Below are 26,290 nucleotides of genomic sequence, written 5' to 3' on the forward strand. Positions count from 1 at the left end.
CCCGAAGCGTGACACCACTTCCCGCGCGCCGCACCGTGCTGAAGGTCGGCGCAGCGGCGGCGGCTGTGTTGCTCGCCGGTTGCACCTCGGAACCCAGCAGACCCGCCCCGTCCTCGACGACGGCCGCCCCGCCGACGGCATCGCCCGGGGACACCACCTTCTCCATGGGCATCGCCGCCACTCCGGTGACCCTGGACCCAGCGCTCGCGCTGGACACCGAGTCGTACCGGGTGACCCGGCAGATGCTGGAAACCCTGATCGGCGTGGATCCGGCGACCGGTGTGCCGGCGCCGCGGCTGGCCGTCGAATGGACCGAGGTGAATGACGGCCGCTCCTATCGCTTCCGGCTGCGCGAAGGCGTCACCTTCCACGACGGCACCGCATTCAACGCCGAAGCGGTCCGCACCAACTTCGAACGCTGGTATCGGCTCCCGGCGGACGCCCAGCCGGTGGAACGCGGACTCGCCTTCCGGTCGGTCTTCGGCGCGCTGGCCGAGGACGAGGGCGAGTCGCTCTACGAGAGCTGTGAGGTGGTGGGACCGCTGGAGGTCCAGCTGAACCTGACGCGCCGGTTCACCGGGCTGGTGGCATCGCTGGCCATGCCGGCCTTCGCCATCTCCTCGCCGGCCGCACTCAAGGCCGGAAAAGCCGACCGGTTGACCGAGGAACGCAACGGCCACAAGGTCTCCCGCTACGGACTGGCGCCGGTGGGCACCGGCCCGTTCGCCTTCGCCAACTGGGACCAGGACCGCGTGGCGCTCTCCGCCTACGACGGGTACTGGGGCGCTGCCGGCGACGTGCGCACCGTGGTGTTCAAGACGCTGCCGCATCCGACCGCCCGGCTACGGGCGCTGCAGGCCGGGGACATCGACGGCTACGACCTGGTCACCCCGGCCACCTACGCGGACCTGGTCCGGGCCGGCATGCAGGTCCTCCAGCGCGACCCGTTCTCGGTGGCGTATTTGGGCATGAACCAGGCTGCCGACGGGCTGAAAGACATCAAAATGCGCCAGGCCATCGCCCATGCCATCGACCGGAAGACGCTGATCGACAGTTTCTACCTGCAAGGCACCACCGAGGCCAAGCAATTCATCCCGCGCAGCCTGGGCGTGACCAACGAGACCATCCCGTATTACGAGTACAACTCGGAGCGTTCGCGACAGCTGCTGGCAGAGGCCGGGTACGACGGCGGTGAACTCACCTTCTACTATCCGCTCGACGTGACGCGGGCCTACCTGCCCACTCCCGAAAAGGTGTACGCGGAGCTGAGCCGCCAGCTCACCGCCGTCGGAATCAACATCAAGCCGATGCCGGTTCCGTGGGACGAGGGATATCTGGAAGCGGTCCAAGGCACAGACGACCATGCCCTGCATCTGGCCGGCCTCAGCGGCAGCTACCGCGACCCGGACAACTTCGTGGGTCCGCTGTTCGGCAGCAAATCGCTGGAGTTCGGCTATGACAGCGCGCAGATCCGCAGCAAGATTGCCCGCGCCAAGACCCTGCCGGAGGGCGAAGACCGCGTGGACGCTTACCACAGCATCAACGAGCAGCTGGCCCGCGCGGTCCCCGCCGTGCCGTTGGCGTTCCCGATTTCGGCGCTGGCCATGGGGCCACGGGTCGAGAGTTACCCGGCCAGCCCGATGCTGGACGAGGTCTACAATCTGATTCAGCTGAGCCCCGCATAAACTGGGGTGAGGTTGCTGCCGCAGCGGCCGCCGAGCAGTTTCACCGCTGCTTTACTACGGCACCCCACGCTGCGTCTGTCTATTGGGTCACAACGGAGACGGCAAATTTTAGTCTCGCTGTGGCATCGCGCTAGGCTTCTGAATGCTGGCAAAGCTGCTATTGGAGATTGAAGTTGACTGCAAACACCCCCTCGGGATCATCCAACAACGTCGACGTCGCGCTGATCGGCGGCGGCATCATGAGCACCACCCTCGGCTCCTTCATCAAGCAGTTGCAGCCGGACTGGAGCATCAGCCTGTTCGAGAACCTGGACGAGGTTGGCATGGAAGCCTCGGACCCCTGGAACAACGCCGGAACCGGGCACGCGGCGCTCTGCGAGCTGAACTACACCCCCGCCGCTGCCGACGGGTCCGTCCCCACCGCCAAGGCCGTGGGCATCAACGAGAAGTTCCATGTGTCGCGCCAGTTCTGGTCGCACATGATCCGCGAGGGCCACATCTCCTCGCCCAAGGAATTCGTCAACCCGCTGCCGCACATGAGCTTTGTCTGGGGCGATGACCACGCGGACTACCTCAAGCGCCGCTATGAGGCGCTGAAGAACGAACCACTGTTTGAACAGATCGAGTTCACCGAAGACCACGCCACCCTCAACGAGTGGACCCCGCTGATCATGGGCGGCCGCGACGCGCAGCAGCGTGTGGCGGCATCCCGCGTCACCGGCGGCACCGATGTGGACTTCGGATCGCTGACCCGCAAGCTGGCCAGCTACCTGGTCGCCAACGGTGTGGAACTGAACTACGGCCACCGCGTGCTGGACGTCTCCCGCAACACGGACGGCCGCTGGACGCTGGAAGTCAAGAACAACGCCACCGGCGAAAAGACCAAGGTCAACGCCCGTTTCGTGTTCATCGGAGCAGGCGGCGGCGCCCTGCACCTGCTGCAGCGCTCGGGCATCCCCGAGTCCAAGGGCTTCGGCGGCTTCCCGGTGTCCGGCCAGTTCCTGCGCTGCACGGACGAAACCGTCATTGCCGCCCACAACGCCAAGGTGTACGGGCAGGCTTCCGTGGGCGCCCCGCCCATGTCCGTGCCGCACTTGGACACCCGCTTCGTCAACGGCAAGCGCTCCCTGCTCTTCGGCCCGTACGGCGGATTCTCGCCGAAGTTCCTCAAGACCGGATCGCTGCTGGACCTGCCGCTGTCCGTGCGCCCGTCCAACCTGATCCCCATGCTGGCCGTGGCCAAGGACAACTTCGGCCTGGTCAAGTACCTGGTCACCGAGGTGCTCAAGACCCGCGAAGGCAAGAACAAGGCCCTGCGTGCTTTCCACCCGGAGGTCGAGGGCGACCAGTGGGAACTGATCACCGCCGGCCAGCGGGTCCAGGTCATCAAGAAGGACCCGAAGAAGGGCGGCGCCCTGCAGTTCGGCACCGAGATGATCGCCTCCGCCGACGGCAGCATTTCCGCCCTGTTGGGTGCCTCCCCCGGAGCTTCCACCGCGGCGCCGATCATGATCAGCCTGCTGGAACGCTGCTTCCCCCTGGAGTTCAAGGGCTGGGAGCCCAAGCTGAAGGAAATGATCCCCGGCTACGGCGCCAAGCTGAACGAGAACCGGTCGCTGCTGGCCGAAATCACCGCGGACACCAACAAGGTGCTCGAGCTCGCCTGACACCGGTGCGCTTCGGCGGTCCAGCCCGGACAAACTAAGCTTCATCCCATGCACAAGCTGGCAACACTGTCCCTGGCGAACCGGGCGCTGATCGCTCTGATTACGGTCTTTGTGGCCGTTTTCGGCGTGATCACCATGGGCTCGCTGAAGCAGGAGCTCATCCCCTCGCTGGAGTTTCCCCGGGTCACTGTCGTCAGTACCATGCCCGGCGCGTCCCCGGAAGTGGTGGACAAGCAGGTCAGCGAACCGCTGGAGCGCGCGCTCACCGCCGTGGAAGGTCTCGAATCGTCCTCGGCGGTGTCACGCACGGGGTTCTCCACCGTCAACCTCACGTTCGTCTACGGCACCAATCTGGACCGTGCCCGCAGCCAGGTGGACCGCGCCATTTCCAACGTCCGCCAGCAGCTGCCCGACGACGTCTCGCCGCTGTCGCTGGCCGGCAGCATCGACGATTTCCCGATCGTCTTCATGGCGGTCTCATCCGATGTGGACCTCAGCGAGCTGAGCACGGAGCTGAACCGGCTGACCGTGCCCCGGCTGCAGAACATCCCCGGCGTGCGCGGCGCCGAAGTCTCCGGCGGCCCCGGCCGGCACATCGCCATCCTGCCGGACGACGACGCCATGGCGGAGGCCGGCGTCGGGGTTTCCGCCCTGGTGGACAGCCTCGCCAGCAGCGGCGGGCTGGTCCCCGCCGGGGCCGTGCAGCAGGACGGCAAGAGCCTCTCGGTGCAGATCGGCAGTCCGCTGGACAGCCTGAAAGCCATCGAAAACCTGCCGCTCTCCCCCGCTGACACAACGACGGCGGCGCAGCCTTCCGCTCCTTCCTCACCGGGGGCTGGGCAGGCACCGGGACAGTTCCCGGGCCAAGGCCAGCCGGCTCCACCGGGCAACGCGGACGAGGGCCAAATTCCGGTCCCGGACACCGTGCCCGGCCAGGCACAGCCCCGCCAGCAACCGGAGGCCGCCGCGGCAGATCCCGCCACCATCGGCGAAGTGGCCAAGGTGTCCATCGCCGACGACGAGCAAACCTCGATCACACGGACCAACGGAGACCTGACGCTGGCCCTGGCCGTCACCAAGACGCCGGACGGCGACACGGTGGCCATCTCGCACGCCGTCAAGGAGATGCTGCCGGAACTGGAGGCGGAACTGGGCGACGGTGCGCAGATCACCACCGTGTTCGATCAGGCCCCGTTCATCGAAAAGTCCATCAAGGACCTGACCACCGAGGGCCTGCTGGGGCTGGGCTTCGCGGTGCTGATCATCCTGGTCTTCCTGCTCTCCGTACGCGCCACGCTGATCACCGCGATCTCCATCCCGCTGTCGCTGCTGGCCACGTTCATCGGCCTGAACGCGCTGGGCTACTCGCTGAACATCCTCACCCTCGGCGCGCTGACCATCGCCATCGGCCGGGTAGTGGACGACTCGATCGTGGTGGTCGAGAACATTCGGCGGCACCTGAACTACGGCGAAGCCAAGCGCGACGCCATCATGGCGGCGGTGCGCGAGGTTGCCGGCGCGATCACCGCTTCCACGCTGACCACGGTGGCGGTCTTTCTGCCGATCGCATTCGTCGGCGACCTGGCCGGCGAACTGTTCCGGCCCTTCGCGGTCACCACGGCGCTGGCGTTGCTCGCCTCGCTGGCGGTGTCGCTGACGATCGTTCCGGTGCTGGCGTACTGGTTCGTGAAGTCGCCGCCGCTGCAATCGCTCCCCGACGCGCTGGCGGTGCGCGAGGCGGCTTCGGAGAAGGAACGGCGGTCCCTGCTGCAGCGTGGCTACCTGCCGGTGCTCGCGGGCACGCAGCGGCACCCGGTGGTCACCACCCTGGCGGCCCTGCTGGTGTTGGGCGGCACCGCTGCCATGGTCCCGCTGATGCAGACCAACCTGCTGGGCGACAGCGGCCAGAACAGCTTCAGCCTGCGGCTCCAGATGCCGGCCGGGACCAGCCTCAAGGCCACGGACGAGGCGTCGGTTCCGGTCGAGGAGCTGCTCGCCGGCATGGACGGGATCCAGGACGTCCAGGTCACCATGGGCAACGCCGGCGGCGGCCTGGGCACGTTCCTGTCCGCTGGCGCCTCGGTGGCCCAGTACACCGTGATCACGGAAGAAGGCATCGACCAGGCGGCGCTGCGCGACAGGGTGCGCACCGCCGTCGAGGAGCTGCCCGGCGACGCGACGTTTACGCTGGGAACACAAGGCGGTGGCTTCGGCACCTCCAGCACCGTGGACGTGGAGATCTCCGCCAGCGAGCCGGGCCAGTTGCAGGATGCATCCGACCGGCTGGTGGAAAGGCTGCGGGATCTTCCGGGAGCCGCCGAGGCGTCCAGCAACCTGTCCGCGGCCGAACCCGTGGTGCAGGTGTCCGTGGACCGGGCCAAGGCGGTGGCCGCCGGCCTGGACGAGGAGCAGGTGGCCGGCCTGCTGGCGTCAACGATCAGCCCGTTGCCCGGCGGGACCGTGCGGATCGGCACCACCGATTTCCCCGTGCTCATCGGCGAAGGCAGCGACTTCGCCAGTGTCGATGAACTGCGCGACGTCGAGCTGCCGACGGCCGCCGGACCGGTGCCGCTGACCGATCTGGCCACGGTGAAGGAAACCGACGTGCCGACGTCGATCAGCGCCAGCGGCGGGGAACGCACCGCCGTCGTCTCCGTTACCCCGGAGGGAGACAACCTGGGCGCGCTCAGCGGCGAGGTGGCAGCGGTCCTGGACGGCACCGACCTGCCGGCCGGTGTGACGGCGAGCCTGGGCGGCGCGGCCACGCAGCAGGCCGAATCCTTCGCGCAGCTGGGCTGGGCGCTGCTGGCCGCCGTCGCCATCGTCTACGTGATCATGGTGGCGACGTTCAAGTCCTTGGTGCAGCCGCTGATCCTGCTGGTCTCCATTCCGTTCGCCGCCACCGGCGCGATCGGGCTGCTGGTTCTCACGCAGATTCCGTTGGGGCTGCCGTCGTTGATCGGCATGCTGATGCTGGTGGGCATCGTGGTGACGAATGCGATTGTGCTGATCGACCTGATCAACCAATACCGGCGCCCGCACGACGGGCAGCCCGGCATGAACGTGGCGGACGCCATCACGCACGGCGCGCGGCGCCGGCTGCGGCCCATCCTGATGACCGCACTGGCCACCATCTTTGCGCTCACGCCGATGGCGCTTGGCCTGACCGGCGAGGGCGGTTTTATTTCGCAGCCGCTGGCCGTGGTGGTGATCGGCGGCCTGGTCTCCTCCACCGCGTTGACGCTGGTGCTGGTACCGGTGTTGTACCGGCTGGTGGAGGGCAGGCGCGAGCGCCGGTCGGACGAGCGCAATACACTCGAGGCAGAACTGGTTCCGGCCGGGCGCTGACCCCGGCGGGTGCCTCGAGCCCCGAAAGGTGTCAATCATGACAGGACCCGAGTCCGTGGGCGCTGGCGGGCTGGGCCGGGTGGACCGGCTGTTAGGCCGGCTCCCTGCCCCGCTGCGGAAGTATGGCCAGCAGATGGGCGGCATGCAGCGGGTCCAGCTGGCGTTCAAGACGGCTTTGGCCTGCAGCGTCGCCTGGATCATCGCCCTGCAGTTGCCCGGCGAGGTGGACCAGTATCCCTATTACGCCCCACTGGGCGCACTGATCAGCATGTATTCCACCGTCGCCGACTCCATCAAGACGTCCTTGCAGACGCTGGCCGGGCTGCTGCTGGGCATCGGGCTGGCCTGGCTCCTGCTGCTGACCGTCGGCCTGCACTTCCTGAGCGTGGGCCTGCTGGTCTTCCTGGGTGTCCTGCTCGCGGGCCTGCCGGGGCTCGGGGCGGGCCGGGAGTGGGTTCCCATGGCCGCGCTGTTCGTCCTGCTGGTCGGTGGCTCCGATGCCGGGGACTACTCGCTCGGCTACGCCGTGCAGATGGCGGTGGGCGTAGTGGTCGGCATCACGGTGAACTTCCTGCTGTTTCCGCCGTTGAACTTCAAGGAGGTGGGGCGCAGCATGCAGCAACTGCAATCCGACCTTGCCGGACAGCTGGAGGACATGGCTAAGGCGCTCCGGGAGGACTGGCCGCCGGAACACAAGGAGTGGGCGTCCAACGGCGAGAGCCTCGCGCGCTTAGGCAACCAAGTGCGACAGGCCGTCCAGACCGCCGACCGCAGCCGCAGGGCCAACCCGCGGCGTAGGTTCCACGACCGTGATATTGAGGCTGATTGGCGGAATCTGCGCACCCTGGAGCGCGCTGCCTTCCACGCCCAGGACATGACCGAGGTGCTCAGCGACGTGATCTGGGATGAACATCTGCACTTGCCCGAACCTGTGCTGGAACCGATGGCCGACGCGCTTCAGGCCACCGCGGAGGCCATCCGCAGCATGGCGGCGGAGGACTTGCCGGACAGTCTTCAGGCCGGCCATAACGCCCAGCAGCGGCTCGCCGATGTGCTGGTGGATTCGGTGTCGAAGGAAACCCCGGCCACCGCGGCCGGATCCGTGTCCGTCAGCCTGCAACGCATTCTGGCCGCACTGCACGCCTGACGCAGTGCGGCGGTGGCACAGGCAGCGCGGCGGTCGGCCAGCGCGGCAGTCGGGCAGCGCTGCGGTCGGGTAGCGCGGCCGCCGTGTTCCGGCCCACACCATGGAGGGGAATCATTCCGTCCGGCGCGCCGTTGAAAACAGTGAATGCATATGCATGTAAACTGATTTCGAAGCAAGCACCACGAGAGGTACATCATCATGGAACTCGGCGTATTCAGCGTCAGCGACGTTACCCTGGACCCGACCACCAACCGCATGCCCACCGAGCGCGAGCGGATCAAGGCAGCGGTGGCCATCGCCAAGAAGGTCGAAGAAATCGGCATGGACGTCTATGCCATCGGCGAGCACCACAACCCGCCGTTCTTCTCATCCTCCCCCACCACCCTGCTGGCCTACATCGCCGCGCAGACCGAGCGGATCACGCTTTCCACCGCCACCACGCTGATCACCACCAACGACCCGGTGAAGATCGCCGAGGACTTCGCCATGCTCCAGCAGCTGGCCGACGGCCGTGTGGACCTGGTTCTGGGCCGCGGCAACACCGCCCCGGTGTACCCCTGGTTCGGCAAGAAGATCCAGGACTCGCTGGAGCTGACCGTGGAAAACTACGCTTTGCTGCGCAAGCTCTGGGATGAAGAAGTGGTCAACTGGCAGGGCAAGCACCGCACGCCGCTGCACAACTACACCTCCACGCCACAGCCGCTGGACGGCGTCGCGCCCTTCGTCTGGCACGGCTCCATCCGCACCCCGCAGGTAGCTGAACTGGCTGCCTACTACGGCGACGGTTTCTTCGCCAACAACATCTTCTGGCCGAAGGAGCACTACATGCAGCTCATCGGCCTGTACCGGGAGCGCTACGAGCACTACGGCCACGGCACCGCCGACCAGGCCATTGTGGGCCTGGGCGGACAGTTCTTCATGCGCAAGAACTCGCAGGACGCGGTCAACGAATTCCGACCGTACTTCGACAACGCCCCGGTCTACGGCCACGGCCCGTCGCTGGAGGACTTCACCGCGCAGACACCGCTGACCGTGGGCAGCCCCGAGCAGGTGATCGAGAAGACCCTGGCCTTCGCCGACTACTTCGGCGATTACCAGCGCCAGCTGTTCCTGATCGACCACGCCGGCCTGCCGTTGAAGACCGTGCTGGAGCAACTGGACCTGTTCGGCGAAGAGGTGCTGCCGGTGCTGAAGAAGGAATTCGCCGCCCGCAAGCCGGCACACGTGCCGGACGCCCCCACGCACGCCAGCCGCAAGGCCGCCCGCGACGCCAAGCAGGCTGCCGGTCAGGCGGTGACCAATGGCTGAATCCTCCAGCCCTGATGTCAGGACGACGGCGGAGGCGTGGGAATCGCTGTTCCGCACCCAGGTGGCGGTCATGCGCCGGATGCAGCAACTGCCCGAGTTCAAGAAGCTCGCGATGCGCGAGTACGACGTGCTCTTCAACCTGAGTCTGTGCCCGGGCGGCTGGAGCCGGCTGAACGAGCTGAACGAGGCGCTGCTGATCAGCCAGCCGAGCCTCAGCCGGATGGTGGACCGGCTGGAAAAGAAAGGCCTGGTGCTCCGCCGCACGGCCCAGAACGACCAGCGCGGCATCGAGATCTCGCTGACCGAGGAAGGCCGCACGCTGCAGAAGGAAATCGGCCGTGAGCACGTGAAGCACCTGCACTCCATGCTGGCGCCGCTGCTCACCGAAGATGAGTTCGGTCGGCTCCAGGAGCTGACCGACAAGCTGCACTCCGGCCTGAAGAACGCCTGACCGCCAGCCGCGGCCCGAATTCACCGGCGCTGTGTACACCCGGCGCCACATTCACTGGCTGTCGGCTCCCACCGAGCCGCAGCTGCGGTCCACAAGGCCCGGTTGCTTCCACGAACGCGGCAGCAACCGGGCCTTGTGCTTGCTCATGTGGCGCCGGGTGTACGGGGCCGGCCGGCCGCGAAGATTTAGGCCGCACGGCTGCGCGGTGATCCCTTCCGGGCCGCGAAGATTTAGGCCGCGAAGGTGCGCGCGTGAACCTTCCCGGCCTAGACTGTTCAGGCCGGTGCGTCACCGGTGATCTGCAAGGTCATGATGACCTGCTGCACCGTCTTGAAGCGCTTGGTGGTGATGAAGTGTTCCGCCTCGGCGATCAGCCCGTACTTATCCAGCAGGCCGGTCTTGTCGCCCGGCGCCGGCGTGCCGTGGCGCACGGCCGTGCCAAAGGAGTAGGTGCCCACAGATTTCGGGCCGTTGACGGTGTTTTCCACCGTGCAGGCCTGGAAGCCGTTGCCGGCGGGCTTATCGGTCAGCCCATAGGAGCCGAAGTACTTGTAGCCCAGCAGCGTCCGGTAAACGAACATCGGCTCGACGGTGTCATCTGATGCCACGGCGGGCACCTTGGCCGGTTCGCTGAGCAGCACCCGAAGTTCGGTCATGCCGCCCGCGCTGCAGCTGGCCTTCGGCAGCTTCAGCCGGGTGTGCAGTTGGGCGGCCAGCTTGCCGGAAGAGTCGCGGATATCCAGATGCAGGCCGTTCTCCGAGGGCTGGCTGGGCTTGACCTGCCTCTGCACCGCCCAATCGCCGGGTATCTCGAAGCTGAGCACGCGGTCGGGGTCGGTGTAGACCTTCCAGCCCTCGATGGTGGCTTGACGAACGGGCGCTTTCCCGAGCGGTGCAGTGCTTCCGGGGGAACCGCCGCCCGCCGCCGCAGCCGGTGACGCGCCCGCGCTGGCCGAGGCGCCGCCGTCGTTGGTTGGCAGCAGACCGCAGCCGGAAACCAGCGCCAAGCACAGGGCCGCAGCAGCACCACGGCCCAGTACATTCCCTGTCCTCATGGCCTGCTCCCCCTCCGTCAGGTTCCTACCGTAGCCAGTGTGTGGACCGGTCCGGTAGAGCACCACACCGTGTCCCACTCGGTACCACTCGGGCCCCCGCGCGCGCCGTGACTGGAGCCTACCCGCCAAAACGCGGGACAGCGATATCGGATCGGGGGTGCAATTCCCCCGGCCTCCGGGACCGCCTCAGCGCCGCAGCGCCTGGACCTCTTTGACCGCGGCGACCACGGAACGCGCTGCCAGCGCGATCTCGGATTCCTTCACGCCGGCGCTAAACGTCAGCCGCACCGCGGTTTGCGCCACGGCCCGGTCGATGCCCATCGCTAGCAGTACCGCCGAGGCCTCGTCCGAGCCGGCCGCGCAGGCAGAACCGCTGGAGCAGACCACTCCGCGGCGCTCCAGCTCCAGCAACACCGCCTCGCCGGACGTCCCGGGGAAGCAGAAGGAGGCGCTGGCCGGCAGCCGCTCGGTCCGGTGTCCGGTCAGCACCGTCCCCGGGAGCTCGCGCAGCACGGTGTCGATCAGGTAGTCGCGGTAGCCGGTGAGCCGTTGCACGTCGGCGGCACGGTCGCCGTCCGCCAGCGACAGTGCCGTGGCCACGGCGACCGCGCCGGCCACGTTTTCGGTGCCGGACCGCCGGCCGCGTTCCTGTCCCCCGCCGTGCAGCACCGGCTCCAGCGGAACCCGCCCGGCAACGTAGAGCAAGCCGCAGCCCTTGGGTGCGCCCAGCTTGTGGCCGGACACGCTGAGGGCGTCCACGCCCAGCGCCGAGACGTTCAGGTCCAGCCAGCCGGCGGCCTGCACGGCGTCGGTGTGGAACGGCACGCCCGCGGCCCGGCAGACTGCGCCGATTTGGGCAATGGGCTGGATGGTGCCCACCTCGTTGTTCGCGTACATCACCGTGCACAGGGTGGTGTCCTCGCGCAGCGCCGCCTCCAGTGCGTCCACGCGCACCGAGCCCGCGGCGTCCACCGGCACCCGCGCGGCCTCGAAGCCGTGGAACCGGACAAGGTAGTCCACCGCCTCCAGCACCGACGGATGATCCACCGCACTGGTGACGATGTGCTTGCCGCGCGGGGCAGCGAGCGCGATTCCCTTGATCGCCAGGTTGTTGGACTCGGTCCCGCCGGAAGTGAAGATGATCTCCCCGGGCCGGCAGCCCAGCACCTCCGCCGCCTTGCCGCGGGCATAGTCCAGCGCCCGCAGCGCCGCCTCTCCCACGGTGTGGTGGCTGGACGGATTGCCAAAGTCCTGCGTCAGCGCCGGCCACATGGCCTCCAGTACCTCGCGGCGCACCGGGGCCGTGGCCGCGGCATCCAGATAAATCACGACGACGGTGCCTCGCCGTCAGCGGGAGCCGCGGCTCGCTCCGCGTCAGCGGCGGCAATGCGGATGTCCAGGCCCAGGTCCAGCGACCGGACGCTGTGGGTCAGCGCGCCGGAGGAGATGATGTCCACCCCGGTCCGTGCGATCGCGGCCACGGTCTCCAGCCGGACATTGCCGCTGGCCTCGACCAACGCCCGCCCGGCCACCTGCCGGACGCCGGCGCTCAGCTCCTCCAGGCTGAAGTTGTCCAGCATGATGGTGTCCACGCCCGCGGCAAGCACCGGCTCGATCTGCTCGGCCCGGTCCACCTCCACCTCGAAGTGCACGGTGTGCGGCAGCTTGGCCTTCGCCGCCCGCAGTGCCTCGGTCAGGTCGCGGGTGCCGTCCGCCGTGAGAACGGCCAGGTGGTTGTCCTTGGCCATCACCGCGTCGGAGAGCGAATAGCGGTGGTTGTGCCCGCCGCCGCAGCGCACGGCGTAGCGCTCCAGCGCCCGCAGCCCCGGCGTGGTCTTGCGCGTGTCCACCACCCGCGCCTTGGTGCCGGCGGCTTCGGCGACGAAGGCCGCCGTCTGGGTGGCGATCCCGCTCAGCCGCTGCAGCAGGTTCAGTGCCACGCGCTCGCCCAGCAGGATTGCCCGGGCGTTTCCGGACAACACCGCCAGCACGTCTCCGGCCTCGAACGCGGCACCGTCCTCGGCCTTCAGGTCCACCTGCACGGACGGGTCCACCTGGCGGAAGACCTCGGCCAGCACCGGACCGCCGGAGAAGCAGCCGGCTTCGCGGGCGGCGAGCTCGGCGTTGGCCGTGGCGTCGCCGGGGATCAGCGTGGTGGACGTGATGTCGCCCCACGGCGCATCCTCGGCGAGCGCCCCGGCGACGATTCGCTCCAGGGCGGTGCCGTCGATCGGCTGGATAGGGTTCATGGCTGCTCCTGCAGGATTCGCTGGGACGTAGGAAAGTAGTCGTCAGGCGCAGCAACCGTGCGGACATTCACGAAGGCCAGCCGCGCCCGGTCCGCCGGTGCCTGGCTGTGGTCGCTGCGGAAATGCGCGCCGATGCTGTTCTGCCGTGCGGCGGCGGCCGCCACCACCAGCCGGGCCACCGTCAGCAGGGCGGCGTCCTCGGCCGGAGCGGCACCGGTGGACGGCACATGCCACCGGGCCAGCTGGCGGGCCGCCTCCTGCAGCGCCTCACCGTCCCGGACTACGCCGGCCGCGGCGGCCATCACGGTCTGGATCTGTTTCCGCGTGCACGGCGTAGTTCCGCAGGCAGGGACGCCAGCATCAAGCGGCACCGCGTCGAACTTGGGTGTACTATCCGGCCGGTCCAGCGCAGCAACCGCGCGGCTGGCGAAAACCAGCCCCTCCAGCAGCGAGTTCGAGGCCAGACGGTTGGCGCCGTGCACTCCGGTGCAGGCCACCTCGCCGACCGCGAAGAGTCCGGGCACCGAGGTCCGCCCATCGGCATCGGTCTGCACGCCGCCCATCCAATAATGCGAGGCCGGGCGCACCGGAAGCGGCTGCCTGGCCCAGTCGAAGCCGAGCGAGCGGACCGTCGCATCGATCAGCGGGAACCGCGCGGCCAGAAAGCCGGAGCCCTTCTCCCGCTCCACACCGGTGGCGTCCAGGAAGACCTGCGGCACCAGACCGCGTTCCTCCTGCAGCCTCAACTGCTGGTGGATGCAGCGGGAGACCACGTCCCGCGGCGCCAGTTCGGCGGCCGGGTGCAGTTCCGGCATGAACCGCTCCCCCGCCGCGTCCACCAGCACGGCGCCTTCGCCGCGCACTGCCTCGGAGATCATGAAGGGCCTGCCGCCGGTGGCCGCAGGGTCCAGCAGGGTGGGGTGGAACTGAATGAACTCCAGGTCTGCCAGCACCGCCCCGGCCTCCCACGCCAGCGCCACGCCGTCGCCGGTGGCCGTGGCCGGGTTGGTGGTGGCCGGGAACAGCTGCCCCGCACCGCCGGTCGCCAGGATCACGACGTCGGTGTCCAGCTGCGCGGGCACCGCACCTTCGGCTTCGGTCCGCACACCCATCACCTCCACCCCGGTGACGCGGTGCCCGTCCTTCAGCAGCCGCCGCACCATGGTGTGTTCGAGGATTTCCAACCGGCCGGCTTCGGCCAGGCGGCGCGCAACCCGGATCAGGACTTCGGCGATGCCGGCTCCGGTCCGGTCGCCGCCGGCATGCAGGATCCGCGCCGCCGAGTGCGCACCCTCCAGCCCAAGCGAGAATTCGCCGCCGTGCCGGTCGAAGGCCACGCCCCAGTCTTCCAAGGTGGCGATCTCCCGCGCCGCGCCTTCGCACAAAAGGCGGACGGCGCCGTCGTCGTTCAACTGCACGCCCGCGGTGAGCGTGTCCGCCATGTGGGCCGCCACGGAATCCCCCGCCGCAATACCCTGTGCAGTCACCGCGGTGATGCCGCCCTGGGCATGCCAGGTGTTGGACTCGGCGAGCGAGCCTTTGGTGATCAGCGTGACGGCGCTGTCCGCCCGCTCCGCGGCGAGTGCGGCAGCGTAGAGCCCGGCAATCCCGGACCCCACTACCGCGATGCGCCGGGCCGGATTGCCGTTCACGGCTTGGCTGCCAGCATCCGTTCCAGCGCCACGCGGGCGGGGACGGCCACGGAATCGGGCACGGTGATCCGGTTGAGTACCTCGCCGCCGGGCAGCTCGCCGGTGCCGGCGTAGGCCTCGAGCACCCAAGCCAGGTAGCCCGGGTGGATCCGGTACATGGTGGAGCACGGGCAGATCACCGGGTCCAGGCAGAAGATGGTGTGCTGCGGGTACTCGGCGGCCAGCCGGTTGACCATGTTGATCTCGGTGCCGATGGCGAAGACCGTCGGCTCGGTGGCCGCGGCCACCGCCTTGCGGATGTAGTCGGTGGAGCCGGCCTCGTCCGCGGAATGCACCACCGGCATCGGGCACTCGGGGTGCACGATCACCCGGACGCCCGGGTGGTCGGCGCGCGCCTTCTGGATCTGGTCCACCGTGAAGCGCTTGTGTACCGAGCAGAAACCGTGCCAGAGGATCACGCGGGAGTCCAGCAGCGTGGCTTCGTCGTTGCCGCCGAGTGCCTGGCGCGGGTTCCACATGGGCATCTGCTCCAGCGGCACGCCCATGGCCTTGGCGGTATTGCGGCCCAGGTGCTGGTCCGGGAAGAAAAGCACGCGGTGGGCACGTTCGAAGGCCCATTCCAGCACCGTCTCGGCGTTCGAGGAGGTGCAGACGATTCCACCGTTCTCGCCGCAGAACCCCTTGAGCGCAGCCGACGAGTTCATGTAGGTGACCGGGATGACCGGGACCTTGCCGTCCGCGTCCGGCCCGGTGCCGAGCACGTCGGCGAGCTGGTCCCAGCATGCCTGTACCGAATCGATGTCCGCCATGTCCGCCATCGAGCAGCCGGCGGCCAGGTTCGGCAGGATCACGGCCTGATCGGGGCCGGAGAGCATGTCCGCGGTTTCTGCCATGAAGTGCACGCCGCAGAACACGATGACTTCCGCCTCCGGCTTCTCCTTGGCGGCCCGGGCCAGCTGGAAGGAGTCGCCCACGAAGTCGGCGTACTTGACCACTTCGTCGCGCTGATAGAAGTGGCCAAGGATCACCAGCTTCTCGCCGAGCTTGTCCTTGGCGGCGAGGATCCGCGCGTCCAGCTCTGCGTCGCTGGCCAGCCGGTATTCGGCCGGAATCTCGCCCTGCCGCGGGGTGGCGGCGGGCGCCGGATCGGCCGACGATGCGCCCGGACCGTACGACGGCGCCCACGCCCCGCTGGCCGACGCGGTGTCGAAGGACCACGGGCCCTTGGCCAGACCGGGCGTACAGGTGGACGCGGGCGCGCCCGAGCCAGCGGCCTGCGCTTCCTCGCGGGTGATCAGCTGGATGGTGCTGTTGACCGATGGCATGGTGTTCTCCGTTGTTCTGAGCAGTTGGTCAAGTCTGGGAGTCGATGGGGCGTCTAGGCGGGCGGGCTGTCGCTGAGCTGGGCGGTACTGCCGGTGTAGCGGTAGAGCCGGGGCGGCCGGTGCCGGCCGCCCTGCAGGTACTCGTCGGTGGGCTCGATGTCCGGCGTGGCGCGCAGCTGGCGGCGGAAGTTGGCCGGATCCAGTTGCTTGCCCAGCACGGCCTCATAGACTTCGCGGACCTGGGCCAAGGTGAACGTGGAGCCCAGGAAGGCGTAGGCGATGGAGCTGTATTCCACCTTGTTGCGCAGCCGCCACAGCGCGTACTCCACGATCCGGTTGTGGTCGAACGCCAGCTGACCGAGGTCGTCGGCGCGCACCCAGCGGACGTTCTCGGTCTCGCGGGCCAGCGCCGCCTCGTCCGGCTTCACCAGCGCCCAATAGACAATCGAGACCACCCGCTGAACGGGCGACCGGTCCAGGCCGCCGAAAGCGTAGAGCTGCTCCAGATAACTCGGCTGCAGCCCCGTGGTCTCCTGCAGGTTCCGCGCCGCCGCATCCTGCAGCGATTCGTCGGGGCTGAGCGGGCCGCCGGGCAACGCCCAGAGGTCGCGGAACGGCTGGCGGGTACGGCGGACCAGCGGCAGCCACAACGTGGGGACGCCAGCCTCCGGGTCCGGACGGAGGGCGAAGATGACGGTGGAGATGGCCAGCTCCGGCGGCTGCTGCGCGCGCTCGGACACGTTGGCCGAATAGACCGGCATGGCTGCCTCCTCCCGGAACCTGAGTAAGAGTCATAATGACTAGAACAGATTGTAGCGGCTTATGGTCACTTTGACCCAATCACATTCCGCGGGCAGCCGAATGTGACGCAAGCAGCTCCCCCGTCCGGCCATCCGTCCGGAGGGCCCGTCGAGGGCACGGTAAATCGGTGAGGGCACGGTCCGTGCACCCTGCCCTCACCGATTTACCCTGCCCTCACCTGGAATTGCGGGGCAGCCGGTTCACTCCTGCCGTCAGGTTGACCCGCTAGGCTTCCGTCATGCCGCCGGAGGAGCAGCGCCGTCGGTTTGAGTGGCCGGACAACGACGAAATCCTGCGTCGTCGCTACGGGGCTAACCCCCGTCCGGCGAACCACCGGGTGGTGCTCGATCGGTACGCGTTCATCAAGGGCTGGCTGGTGGCGTTCGGCTCGTGGTTCGTTTTTTCCCTGACCGTAAGCATTATCGATACGGTAGTCTCGCCCAACTCGGCGGCCCTGAGCTTTTGGGGCGTGGTGCTGATGTTCAGCTTCTTCTTTGCCGCACTCCTAGGCGCACCGTTCGCCTTGGTCCTCAGCTTGCTGCTGCGCCCGGTCCGGCGGCAATGGATCCATGTGCTGGCATTTGCCGCCGGGCTGGCCGCGCTCACGTGGGGAGTCATCGCCGTACTGGCTCCCGGCACGGGAGCATTGCCTGCCGTCTTCGCCGCGATCGCCGGAATCGCTGCCGGGCTCGGCCGAGCGGCGGTGATTCCCAACGTCGAAATTCACGACGACGACAATGGCCGCCGCACCGAGATCAGCGTGGATCCGCAGCAGCTTTGACCAACGGAAGCGTCCGCTCTTGGAAGTGGCTATTGAGTACGATCACGGAGGAGGAGCGCAGCACCGTATTGGTCGCCATCACCTGATCGAGCACGCGCTGTAAATCGGCGTTCGAGCGGGCAACCACACAGGCCAGCAGGTCGCTTTCACCGGACACGGTATGCAGTTCCAACACTTCCGGAATGTCGGCGAGCGCCGCCGCCACGGCGTCGTGGCCGGATTCCTGCCGGATCACGAAGGAACAATAGGCGCGCACAACGTAGCCCAGCGCTTCGGGCGAGAGCCGGGGCCCCCAGCCCGAGGTCACGCCGGCGCGTTGCATCTTGTCCAACCGGGCCTGTACTGTGGCACGCGCTACTTTCAGTACCCGCGAGGCTTCCAGCACGGACATCCGCGGATCCTCCGTGAACAGCGTGACGATGTCGGCATCGAGAGAGTCGATCTGCATGACGCTGGGCGTCCTTTCGCGTTCGATAACCGCCAGTTGCGGAAACCGCTAGACAAATTGTCAGCCTTAGGGCTGATTTCACCAAACAACAGGACAGTCGATGCCGCGACCGCGACCCACCACTACCAATCACCGCAACCCCATCGGTCCGGCGCCCGCCGGCCTCGGCCACGCCATGAAACAGCGCCAGCTGATCATGATGGGCCTTGGCAGCGCCATTGGTGCCGGCCTCTTCCTTGGTTCGGGAGCGGGCATCCAGGCTGCCGGGCCGGCCGTGCTGGTGTCCTATTTGCTGGCAGGCACGCTGGTGATCATCGTGATGTGGGCGCTCGGCGAAATGGCGGCTGCCAACCCCAGCAGCGGCGCCTTCTCCACCTATGCGGAGAAGGCGCTGGGCCGTACCGCCGGCGCCACCATCGGCTGGCTGTGGTGGCTGCAACTGGTGGTGGTCATCGCCGCGGAGGCGGTCGGTGCCGCCGGGCTCTTGGCCACGGTTTGGCCCGTGTTGCCCGTCTGGCTGCTGGCGCTGGTGTTCATGGTGGTTTTCACGGTGGTCAACTTGTTTGGCGTGCGGAACTACGGTGAATTCGAGTTCTGGTTCGCCATTTTCAAGGTCATCGCCATCCTGGCCTTCCTCGCCGTCGGCGCCGCCCTGATCTTCGGCTGGTTGCCGAACGTTCCATCCCCCGGGCTGGGCGTGATCTTCGGCGGTGACGGCTTCGCCCCCCATGGAATTGCCGGAATCGGCGCCGGCCTGCTGGTGGTGATCTTCGCCTTTGGCGGCACCGAGATCGTGGCCGTGGCCGCCGCGGAAACGGAAAACCCGGGATCCAGCGTCGCCAACGCCATCCGCACCGTCGTCTGGCGCATCCTGGTGTTCTACTTCGGTTCCGTGCTGGTGATCGCCCTAACGGTGCCGTGGGATTCGGAGGCGCTGGCATCGCCCTTTGCCGCGGTGCTGTCGGCCGCGCAGATCCCCGGCGCGGATGCGGCCATCACGCTGGTCGCGGCAATTGCGCTGCTCTCTGCGCTGAACGCCAACTTGTACGGCGCTTCCCGGATGATCTTCTCCCTCTCGGAGCGGGACGAGGCCCCCTATGCCCTTCGGCGCCTGAGCAGCAGGCGGGTTCCGGTCCGCGCGGTGCTGGCCTCGGTGGCGTTCGGTTTTATTGCCACCGTGCTGGAACTGATCTTCCCGGAGAGGGTCCTGCCGGTGCTGCTGAACGTGGTCGGCTCCACCTGTCTGGTGGTCTGGGCGATGGTGCTGCTGTCCCAGCTGGTGCTGCGCCGCAGGGCAGACCGGGACGGCACCGAGCTGCCGTTCCGCATGCGCGGCTTCCCGGCCGTCACCTACATCGGCCTGGCCCTGCTGGCCATCATTCTGGTCCTGGGCTTCTTCTCCCCGACCACCGGCATCCAGCTGCTCTCCACCTTGGTACTCATCGCCGGCATCGCCGCAGCGGCGAAAATCAACGCCCGCAGAGACTCTGCAAAAAGTTCCCGCCTACCCTGAACCTGCTAGCAGTTTGGTCACATACATACGCAATACCACGGACGAACTGCGCACGTTGTGCGGTGGATTAGTTGCATATTGCGCACCTTCCTCCTCGGTGACTATCGTCACGGTTAGCAACCGACGCCGTCGGCCCCCGCATGAGGGGCGGGCCGACGGCACCGAAACTACGTGGAGGAGCAGGCATGAGCGACGTTCTTGCCCTGGACCCGTCGGCCCAGCCCGACCTGTCCGCCGAAGACCTCAAGGAGCTCTACCGGCTGATGGTGGCGGTGCGCCATCTGGACGAATCAGCCATCCGCTGGCAGCGCCAGGGCCTGATTCCCGGCTACGCGCCGGAACTGGGCCAGGAAGCCGCACAGGTCGGCAGCGGGTACGCGCTGGACATGGCGCGGGACTTCGTCTTTCCGACCTACCGGGAAATGGGCGTGGCCCGGACCGTGGGCGTGGACATGGTCGAGTACATGTCCACCCACAAGGCCAGCTGGCACGGCGGACTCTATGATCCTCAGGCCGCCCGCTTCGCGCCGATCCAGGCCGTGGTGGCCGGTTCCGTTTTGCACGCCGTCGGCTGGGCCCACGGCCAGACGCTTTCCGGCACCCCTGCCGGCGAACTCGGCGTGGCCATCACCTACTTCGGCGACGGCGCCAGCTCGCAGGGCGACGTGCATGAAGCCATGAACTTCGCCGCCGTTATGAAGGCCCCGGTGGTGTTCTTCATCCAGAACAACGGTTTCGCCATCTCGGTGCCGACCGAGCGCCAGGTGGCCGGCGGCTCGGTGGCCGCCCGCGCGGCCGGATACGCCATGCCGTCCCTCCAGGTGGACGGCAACGACGTGGTGGACGTCCACCAGGCCACGGCTGCCGCTCTGGCCCACGCCCGCTCCGGCAACGGCCCGGCCATCGTGGAAGCCATGACCTACCGCCGCGGCCCGCACTCCACCAGCGACGATCCCGGCCGCTACCGCACGCTGGCCGAGGAACGCGCCGACGGCGGCGAGGATCCGCTCGCCCGGATGCGCAGCCGGCTGCTGGCCGACGGCATCGCCGGCGAGGACTTTTTCGACGAAGCCCTCGAAGCGGCCCAGGCAGAAGAGGAACGGATCCGCAACGGCGTGGGAGCACTTGGCTCCCGTCCGGGCACCGAAATGTTCGATTTTGTCTACCAAGAACCCACCCACGCCTTGCAGGCCCAGGCACGCGCCTGGCGAGAGGAGTCCGAGCATGTCTGAGCACACCACCCTCAGCGACCTCGAAGCCGCCATCGACAACACGTTTGCAACCGATGCCCAGCAGGCCTCCGTAGACGTGGTGGAGCCCGGCATCGTCGCCGCCGTCGAGACCCTCTCCATGCAGCAGGCACTGAACCGCGCCCTGGCGGAGGTGCTGGAGGACAACCCCAAGGCACTGGTGCTGGGCGAGGACGTCGGGCTGCTCGGCGGCGTCTTCCGGATCACCGACGGCTTGCAGAAGCGGTTTGGCGAAGACCGGGTCTTTGACACTCCGCTGGCCGAATCGGGCATCCTGGGCATGTCGGTGGGTCTGGCCATGGCCGGCTACCACCCAATCCCCGAGGTGCAATTCGACGGCTTCGCCTACCCGGCGATCAACCAGATTGTCTGCCAAGTGGGCCGAATGAACTACCGCAGCCGCGGCACCATGCCGATGCCCATCACGCTGCGGGTCCCCAGCTTCGGCGGCATCCGCGCCCCGGAGCACCACGGCGAGTCGCTGGAATCGCTGTTCGCCCACGTACCCGGCCTGAAAGTGGTCTCGCCGTCCAGCCCGAACGAGGCCTACCACCTGCTCAAGCACGCCGCGACCCGGCCGGACCCGGTGATTTTCATGGAGCCGAAGTCCCGCTACTGGCAGAAGGGGCCGGTAGACACCAGCGCCGCCGGCTACTCCCCCGAGGGGTCGCGGATTGTCCGCGAGGGCAAGCACCTGACCCTGGTGGCTTGGGGCGCCATGGTGGCCCGCTGCCTGCAGGTGGCCGAACTCGCCGCCGAAGACGGCATCGACATCGAGGTGCTGGACCTGCGCTGGCTCAAGCCCATCGATGCCGAAGGTTTGGCCGCGTCCGTGGCCAAGACGCGACGCGCCGTCGTCGTGCACGAAGCGCCGCTGACCTCCGGCCTGGGCGCCGAAGTGGCGGCGCTGATCACGGAACGCTGCTTCGGCACCCTGCGTGCACCCGTTGAGCGGGTGACCGGATTCGACGTACCGTACCCTTCAGGAGATCTGGAAGACGAGTACGTGCCCAACATTGACCGCATCCTGTTCGGGATCCAGCGAGTATTGGAGTATCGCCGTGGCTGAAATTTCGTTCCCCCTGCCCGATTTGGGCGAAGGCCTGATCGAGGCGACCGTGCTGGAGTGGCTGGTTGCCGAGGGCGAGCAGATCGAGCGCAACCACCCCCTGGTGGAAGTGGAGACCACCAAGTCAGCGGTTGAGCTGCCCTCGCCGCAGGCCGGCAAAGTGGTGAAAATCTACGGCGGACCCGGCGACACCATCAAGGTGGGCGAACCGCTGATTGTCTTCGAGGTCCCCGACGACACCGCCGGTATTGTGGGCACTATACCGAAGGAAGAAGCGCCCAAGCGCCGCGTCCGCCTGACCGCGGCGCTCGACGACGAGGACTAAGCATGAAGACCCACCGGGAGCACACCGTTGAAGGCGTCGACCCGCACCTGCACGTGCAGGTGTACGAGGCCGCCGAGGGCACCGAAGGCCCTCGCCGGCCCGTGATCCTGCTCCATGGCTTTGCCTCCTCCGCCAAGCTCAACTGGGAGGACGCCGGCTGGATCACGGCGCTGACCCAGGCGGGCCGTCGCGTGGTGACGGTGGATCTTCCCGGGCACGGCGAAAGCACGGCTCCCGAAGAAATGGACGCCTACACGCCCAGCCGGATCCGCGCCGACCTGCTGCAGCTGATCCAGGACGCCAAGGTCCGTCTCTTGAAAGAGGACGACGGCGACACCGGGGTGGACCTGATCGGCTACTCCTTGGGTGCGCGGCTGGCCTGGGAATTCGGCGCCACCCAGCCGGAACTGGTCCGGCGGATGGTGCTCGGCGGCCCGGGCAGCGCGGACCCGCTGGCCGACTTCGACCTGCGTGCTGCCCAGCGTTTCCTGGCCGACGGGACGCCGATTGAGGACGTCAATACCGCTGAATTGCTGCGAATGGCCAAGCTGGTGCCGTCCAACGATATCTTTGCGCTGATGACCATGATCGAGGCGATCAAGACGGAACCGTTCGTGCCCGCCGAGGCCGTGCCGAAAATGCCGGTGCTCCTGGTGGCCGGCGACAGGGACGACCTGGCGACCACCGCTCCCAAGCTGGCCGCGCTTGCGGAGGCGGCCGAATTGATGTGGCTGCCGGCCCGTACCCACGCCAATGCGGTGACTTCCCGCACCTTTAAGACCGCGGCCATCGAATTCCTCGCCGGATAACCCTTTTCGCGTGCAACCATAGACGTGAAGCAGGCTGATCATCGGTACAATTGCCGACGACAGCAAAATCCTGGGGCGTGGAGGCTTGATGGAGACAATCCTGGGCGGGCGCTACAGGACACGGGAGCTTATCGGCACCGGTGGAGCAGCATCCGTGTACCGGGCCGTGGATGAATCCCTGGGCCGCGACGTGGCCGTCAAGATGTTCGCGCCGACGACGCCCGATGACGACGAGTACCGGCGGCAGCATACCGAAACCCTGCTGCTGGCCACCCTGAATCACCCCGGCCTGGTCACCTTGTTGGACGCCGGCCTGCACATCGCCGACGACGGCGCCACCACCAGTTTTCTGGTCATGGAACTGATTGAAGGAGCCGACCTCCGGCGCAGATTGCGTGGCGGTCCGCTCACCTCCGTCGAAACGGCGCAGATTGGCGCCGATCTGGCCGACGCACTGAACTACATCCACGACCAAGGCGTGATTCACCGCGACGTGAAACCTGCCAACATCCTGCTGGCCAACGGCCACGCCGAGGACACCCGCCACCACCCCAAGTTGTCCGATTTCGGCATCGCACGGATGGTCGAAGCCAGCATGGCCACCGCCCAGGGCGCAACCATCGGAACCGCCAATTACCTCAGCCCGGAACAGGCATTGGGCCACCCGGTCACCGGAGCCAGCGATGTGTACTCGCTGGCACTGGTCCTGCTCGAATGCCTCACCTGCGAGAAGGCCTTTTCCGGCACACCGATGGAGGCTGCCTTGGCCCGGCTGCTGCGCGACCCGGAGATTCCGGACTCGCTCCCCGACCACTGGAAAGACCTGCTGACCCTCATGACCAGCCGCAACCCGGACGCGCGTCCCACCGCGCACGAGGTTGCCGTCAGCCTACGAAACCTGGCGGAAGCCCCGCTGCCCGAGCAGTCGGCCTTGATTTCCCCCGCGCTGGGCTCCAGCGGAGATGGAACCGGCAACGTTGCCGCCGCCTCAATCGCGGCTGTGTCCCCTGTGGCCGGGCTGCCCACAATCGGGGGGCCGGCCGTCGCGTCACCCGAAGAGCGCACCGGCGGCAATACCACCGGAAATCTCGCCATTCCCGCGCCCCCGAACCGCGCTCCCAGCGTGGGCTGAGGCAGACGTTCAGAGCCAACCAAGGCACCCCCAGCTCTGGGCTGGAGGTGCCTTGTGCAAGTGGCTAGGGGTCGGATGAACTTAACCGGATCAGTCGATCACAGCGACCAACCGGCCAATAACCTCACCGCGAGCCAACTTGCCGATGCCTTCTCCGATCTCGTCGAAGGAAATCTGGCTGATATGGGCCGAAAGTTTGCCGTCTGCCATCAGCTGAAGCACGTCGGCGCAGTCCTGCAGCGTTCCTGCCTGGGAACCGACCAGCTCGACTTCGTTCAGCGTGAGCTGCTGGAGGTTGATGGTGCCCTCGCTCCGTCCGAGCCCCACCTGGACGACGCGGCCGCCGCGACGAACGATGTCCACGGCGCCGGCGGTAGTAGTACCGAAGCCGGCAAAGTCGACCACGAGGTCCAGCCCTTTGTCGGCAAAGTCCCGTATGTCCTTGGCTACCGCCGTGGCACCAAGTTCAAGTGCCATCGCGTGCACCTTCTCATTGATTTCGGCCACGTAAAGTTCTGCGCCGTTGGCTATCGCCGTCTGCGCTCCGAGGGATCCCAAACCACCCAGGCCAATGACCCCGACCTTCATCCCGGGCTTGAGTCCGCCCTGGACCATCATGGCGTGGTAGGAGGTCATGCCGGCATCCGTTGCGGCCGCTGCCTGGTCAAATGGCACGCCGTCGGGCAACGGCGCCACCAGCCGCGCGGGGGCCTTCACCTTCTCCGCGAAGCCCCCGTCTAGCGAGGTGCCGGGTCCTTCGATCGCGGCGGGAATAACGGCTCGGTCGCCCACCGAGAAAGTGGTGACGTCCGCACCGACGGCTGAGACGATACCAGCGATCTCATGTCCGAGCGTGATCGGCCGGAACGGAAGCAGTCCTGTCAAGGTGCCATCAATGAACCCGACATCGCTGTGGCACAGCCCAGCGGCCTTGATATCCAGGACAACTTCATTCGCAGCAGGTTCCGGTGCAGGCACTTCATTGAGCGAGAGAGGTGCGTCGGTTTCTGTAAACTGCCAAGCCTTCATTACACAATCACTTCCTTAGCGGTACGCATGCAAATCCATGCGTATGCATTCACTCTATGCCATTCCGCTGGAATGCAAAGCACAGAGATGGTCGGCCACCCCACCGCACAACGGCCTGGCATCACCCGGCAAGGAACAGCCCGCCCCGCGCGGACCCGAGGCAGACAGGTGGCCAATGAGGGCGAGGCCGACCGATCGCTCGAGAAATGTTTCGCCAGCCCCTTGACGTGGCTTCCGCCACACGGGATGATGGATCGTATACGATTTCGTACTTCACAGGAGGCTGCTTTGTCCGAAGGCAACGTCACCCAGTCCGCCGCCACGCTGCAGGCGGTGGATAGCAAGATCCTGGAGGACGCCGGCAAGGTGCTGGCCGTACACCTCTCCTACAGCTCCCGGGCTGCACAGCGCGGACGGGTTCCCGCCAACCCTTCCTACTTCATGAAGGCTTCCTCCTCGCTGGCCCTTTCGGGCGGCACCGTGGAGCGTCCCGCCAACACCGAGCTGCTGGCCTTCGAGGGTGAAATCGCCTTGATCATCGGCAAGCCCGCCCGCCGCGTCTCCGTCGAGGAAGCCTGGAATTACGTGGGCCACGTGACCGCCAGCAACGATCTGGGCGTCTACGACATCAAGTACGCGGACAAGGGCTCCAACATCCGTTCCAAGTCCGGCGACGGCTTCACCCCGATCGGACCGGCACTGCTGCCGGCCGCATCGGTCAACCCGGACGCGCTGCGGATCCGCACCTGGGTCAACGGCGAGGTTGTCCAGGACGACACCACCGCCGGCTTGATCTTCTCCTTTGCACGGATTGTGGCCGACCTGTCCCAGCTGATGACCCTGCACCCGGGCGACGTCATCCTCACCGGCACCCCGGCCGGCTCCTCCGTGATCGTGCCGGACGACGTCGTCGAGGTTGAGGTATCCGACGAAGCCGCCGGCCTTAGCACCGGCCGCCTGTCCACCACCGTCACCCAGGGCGAAGCGGAATTTGCCTCCTTCGGCAACACCCCGAAGGTCACCGACCAGGACCGGATCGACGCCTTCGGCAGCGAAGAAGCCGCCGGCCTGGCCCCGGCGGTCACCGGCAAGTCCGCGCTGACCGAGGATGTCAAGGCCAAGCTGCTCTCGGTCGCCACGGCCACCATCTCCGGCGCGCTGCGCAAGCGCGGGCTGAACAACGTCAGCGTTGACGGCCTGCTGGCCACCAAGCCCGGCCAAAAGGTCATCGGCACCGCGCGCACGC

At 67.3% G+C, this 26,290-nt stretch carries 22 protein-coding genes; 14 read left to right on the top strand and 8 right to left on the bottom strand.

Going from position 1 to position 26,290, the window contains the following annotated elements; all coding sequences use genetic code 11:
- Nucleotides 1–8: 8 nt before the first annotated feature.
- From AC5RWT_RS13600 to AC5RWT_RS13625, 6 genes are all read left to right on the top strand, one after another.
- The gene (locus AC5RWT_RS13600; protein ID WP_494080648.1) at nucleotides 9–1,685 is read left to right on the top strand and encodes an ABC transporter substrate-binding protein; all 1,677 of its coding nucleotides are present in this window, start codon (nucleotides 9–11) and stop codon (nucleotides 1,683–1,685) included.
- A 173-nt stretch (nucleotides 1,686–1,858) separates the two neighbouring features.
- Entirely contained in the window at nucleotides 1,859–3,352 is a 1,494-nt protein-coding gene (locus AC5RWT_RS13605) for a malate:quinone oxidoreductase (RefSeq protein WP_494045740.1), read from the top strand.
- A gap of 48 nt (nucleotides 3,353–3,400) precedes the next feature.
- Nucleotides 3,401–6,700, top strand: a complete 3,300-nt coding sequence (locus AC5RWT_RS13610) for an efflux RND transporter permease subunit (RefSeq protein WP_494080649.1) — start codon at nucleotides 3,401–3,403, stop codon at nucleotides 6,698–6,700.
- 37 nt (nucleotides 6,701–6,737) lie between these two features.
- Nucleotides 6,738–7,847, top strand: coding sequence for an FUSC family protein (locus AC5RWT_RS13615; RefSeq protein ID WP_494045738.1), 1,110 nt, complete (start codon nucleotides 6,738–6,740; stop codon nucleotides 7,845–7,847).
- Nucleotides 7,848–8,045: 198 nt separating this feature from the next.
- A complete protein-coding gene (locus AC5RWT_RS13620; RefSeq protein WP_494045737.1) occupies nucleotides 8,046–9,155 on the top strand; it encodes an LLM class flavin-dependent oxidoreductase in 1,110 nt (369 codons plus the stop codon).
- Nucleotides 9,148–9,606: a MarR family winged helix-turn-helix transcriptional regulator gene (locus tag AC5RWT_RS13625; protein WP_494080650.1), complete on the top strand. Its 459-nt coding sequence runs from the start codon at nucleotides 9,148–9,150 to the stop codon at nucleotides 9,604–9,606. Before AC5RWT_RS13620 ends, AC5RWT_RS13625 begins: the two co-directional genes overlap by 8 nt.
- Before the next feature lie 275 nt (nucleotides 9,607–9,881).
- On the opposite strand, the gene AC5RWT_RS13630 is transcribed toward AC5RWT_RS13625, so the two are convergent.
- The 6 genes from AC5RWT_RS13630 to AC5RWT_RS13655 form a co-directional block, all read right to left on the bottom strand.
- Entirely contained in the window at nucleotides 9,882–10,661 is a 780-nt protein-coding gene (locus AC5RWT_RS13630; protein ID WP_494080651.1) for a hypothetical protein, read from the bottom strand.
- Between the two features lie 186 nt (nucleotides 10,662–10,847).
- Nucleotides 10,848–11,990 carry a cysteine desulfurase family protein gene (locus AC5RWT_RS13635; protein ID WP_494045734.1) on the bottom strand — a complete coding sequence of 381 codons (1,143 nt, stop codon included), beginning with the start codon at nucleotides 11,988–11,990 and terminating at the stop codon, nucleotides 10,848–10,850.
- Nucleotides 11,987–12,910 (bottom strand): carboxylating nicotinate-nucleotide diphosphorylase, encoded by a 924-nt coding sequence (gene nadC, locus AC5RWT_RS13640; protein WP_494080652.1) that lies wholly within the window; start codon nucleotides 12,908–12,910, stop codon nucleotides 11,987–11,989. The genes AC5RWT_RS13635 and nadC overlap by 4 nt, the downstream gene beginning before the upstream one ends.
- Nucleotides 12,907–14,562, bottom strand: coding sequence for an L-aspartate oxidase (gene nadB / locus AC5RWT_RS13645; protein WP_494080653.1), 1,656 nt, complete (start codon nucleotides 14,560–14,562; stop codon nucleotides 12,907–12,909). The genes nadC and nadB overlap by 4 nt, the downstream gene beginning before the upstream one ends.
- Nucleotides 14,559–15,887 carry a quinolinate synthase NadA gene (nadA, locus tag AC5RWT_RS13650; protein WP_494080654.1) on the bottom strand — a complete coding sequence of 443 codons (1,329 nt, stop codon included), beginning with the start codon at nucleotides 15,885–15,887 and terminating at the stop codon, nucleotides 14,559–14,561. Before nadA ends, nadB begins: the two co-directional genes overlap by 4 nt.
- 53 nt (nucleotides 15,888–15,940) lie before the next feature.
- Nucleotides 15,941–16,648, bottom strand: coding sequence for an NUDIX hydrolase (locus AC5RWT_RS13655; RefSeq protein ID WP_494045730.1), 708 nt, complete (start codon nucleotides 16,646–16,648; stop codon nucleotides 15,941–15,943).
- Between the two features lie 278 nt (nucleotides 16,649–16,926).
- Here AC5RWT_RS13655 and AC5RWT_RS13660 point away from each other — a divergent pair, with 278 nt between their 5' ends.
- Nucleotides 16,927–17,469, top strand: a complete 543-nt coding sequence (locus AC5RWT_RS13660; RefSeq protein ID WP_494080655.1) for a hypothetical protein — start codon at nucleotides 16,927–16,929, stop codon at nucleotides 17,467–17,469.
- Here AC5RWT_RS13660 and AC5RWT_RS13665 read toward each other — a convergent pair.
- Nucleotides 17,444–17,917: an Lrp/AsnC family transcriptional regulator gene (locus AC5RWT_RS13665; RefSeq protein WP_353917095.1), complete on the bottom strand. Its 474-nt coding sequence runs from the start codon at nucleotides 17,915–17,917 to the stop codon at nucleotides 17,444–17,446. The two genes, AC5RWT_RS13660 and AC5RWT_RS13665, sit on opposite strands and share 26 nt — an antisense overlap.
- Nucleotides 17,918–18,113: 196 nt before the next feature.
- On the opposite strand from AC5RWT_RS13665, the gene AC5RWT_RS13670 reads away from it, so the two are divergent.
- The 6 genes from AC5RWT_RS13670 to AC5RWT_RS13695 all read left to right on the top strand — a co-directional run bounded on the left by AC5RWT_RS13670 (nucleotide 18,114) and on the right by AC5RWT_RS13695 (nucleotide 24,015).
- Entirely contained in the window at nucleotides 18,114–19,430 is a 1,317-nt protein-coding gene (locus tag AC5RWT_RS13670) for an amino acid permease (RefSeq protein ID WP_494080660.1), read from the top strand.
- Nucleotides 19,431–19,615: 185 nt separating this feature from the next.
- Nucleotides 19,616–20,662, top strand: a complete 1,047-nt coding sequence (locus AC5RWT_RS13675) for a thiamine pyrophosphate-dependent enzyme (protein WP_494080656.1) — start codon at nucleotides 19,616–19,618, stop codon at nucleotides 20,660–20,662.
- A gap of 118 nt (nucleotides 20,663–20,780) precedes the next feature.
- On the top strand, nucleotides 20,781–21,749 hold the full coding sequence (locus AC5RWT_RS13680) for an alpha-ketoacid dehydrogenase subunit beta (protein WP_494045865.1): 969 nt from the start codon (nucleotides 20,781–20,783) through the stop codon (nucleotides 21,747–21,749).
- Nucleotides 21,742–22,074, top strand: coding sequence for a biotin/lipoyl-containing protein (locus AC5RWT_RS13685; protein ID WP_494080657.1), 333 nt, complete (start codon nucleotides 21,742–21,744; stop codon nucleotides 22,072–22,074). Before AC5RWT_RS13680 ends, AC5RWT_RS13685 begins: the two co-directional genes overlap by 8 nt.
- Nucleotides 22,075–22,076: 2 nt before the next feature.
- Entirely contained in the window at nucleotides 22,077–22,883 is an 807-nt protein-coding gene (locus AC5RWT_RS13690) for an alpha/beta fold hydrolase (protein ID WP_494080658.1), read from the top strand.
- 88 nt (nucleotides 22,884–22,971) lie between these two features.
- A complete protein-coding gene (locus tag AC5RWT_RS13695; RefSeq protein ID WP_494080659.1) occupies nucleotides 22,972–24,015 on the top strand; it encodes a serine/threonine-protein kinase in 1,044 nt (347 codons plus the stop codon).
- 90 nt (nucleotides 24,016–24,105) lie between these two features.
- On the opposite strand, the gene AC5RWT_RS13700 is transcribed toward AC5RWT_RS13695, so the two are convergent.
- On the bottom strand, nucleotides 24,106–25,044 hold the full coding sequence (locus tag AC5RWT_RS13700) for a zinc-binding dehydrogenase (RefSeq protein WP_494045725.1): 939 nt from the start codon (nucleotides 25,042–25,044) through the stop codon (nucleotides 24,106–24,108).
- Between the two features lie 324 nt (nucleotides 25,045–25,368).
- On the opposite strand from AC5RWT_RS13700, the gene AC5RWT_RS13705 reads away from it, so the two are divergent.
- Nucleotides 25,369–26,290, top strand: a 922-nt coding sequence (locus AC5RWT_RS13705; RefSeq protein ID WP_494080661.1) for a fumarylacetoacetate hydrolase family protein, incomplete at its 3' end; no start/stop codon positions are given.

This window comes from Arthrobacter sp. Dra40 (genome assembly GCF_059091905.1).

Bases quoted from the DNA above. Each gene is read 5' to 3' on its own strand.
- AC5RWT_RS13630 (WP_494080651.1), bottom strand. From the start codon at position 10,661: ATGAGGACAGGGAATGTACTGGGCCGTGGTGCTGCTGCGGCCCTGTGC.
- nadC (WP_494080652.1), bottom strand. From the start codon at position 12,910: ATGAACCCTATCCAGCCGATCGACGGCACCGCCCTGGAGCGAATCGTC.
- AC5RWT_RS13675 (WP_494080656.1), top strand. From the start codon at position 19,616: ATGAGCGACGTTCTTGCCCTGGACCCGTCGGCCCAGCCCGACCTGTCC.
- AC5RWT_RS13670 (WP_494080660.1), top strand. From the start codon at position 18,114: ATGATGGGCCTTGGCAGCGCCATTGGTGCCGGCCTCTTCCTTGGTTCG.
- AC5RWT_RS13700 (WP_494045725.1), bottom strand. From the start codon at position 25,044: ATGAAGGCTTGGCAGTTTACAGAAACCGACGCACCTCTCTCGCTCAAT.
- AC5RWT_RS13660 (WP_494080655.1), top strand. From the start codon at position 16,927: ATGCCGCCGGAGGAGCAGCGCCGTCGGTTTGAGTGGCCGGACAACGAC.
- AC5RWT_RS13680 (WP_494045865.1), top strand. From the start codon at position 20,781: ATGCAGCAGGCACTGAACCGCGCCCTGGCGGAGGTGCTGGAGGACAAC.
- nadA (WP_494080654.1), bottom strand. From the start codon at position 15,887: ATGCCATCGGTCAACAGCACCATCCAGCTGATCACCCGCGAGGAAGCG.
- AC5RWT_RS13695 (WP_494080659.1), top strand. From the start codon at position 22,972: ATGGAGACAATCCTGGGCGGGCGCTACAGGACACGGGAGCTTATCGGC.
- AC5RWT_RS13665 (WP_353917095.1), bottom strand. From the start codon at position 17,917: ATGCAGATCGACTCTCTCGATGCCGACATCGTCACGCTGTTCACGGAG.
- AC5RWT_RS13615 (WP_494045738.1), top strand. From the start codon at position 6,738: ATGACAGGACCCGAGTCCGTGGGCGCTGGCGGGCTGGGCCGGGTGGAC.
- AC5RWT_RS13620 (WP_494045737.1), top strand. From the start codon at position 8,046: ATGGAACTCGGCGTATTCAGCGTCAGCGACGTTACCCTGGACCCGACC.
- AC5RWT_RS13690 (WP_494080658.1), top strand. From the start codon at position 22,077: ATGAAGACCCACCGGGAGCACACCGTTGAAGGCGTCGACCCGCACCTG.
- AC5RWT_RS13655 (WP_494045730.1), bottom strand. From the start codon at position 16,648: ATGCCGGTCTATTCGGCCAACGTGTCCGAGCGCGCGCAGCAGCCGCCG.
- AC5RWT_RS13625 (WP_494080650.1), top strand. From the start codon at position 9,148: ATGGCTGAATCCTCCAGCCCTGATGTCAGGACGACGGCGGAGGCGTGG.
- AC5RWT_RS13610 (WP_494080649.1), top strand. From the start codon at position 3,401: ATGCACAAGCTGGCAACACTGTCCCTGGCGAACCGGGCGCTGATCGCT.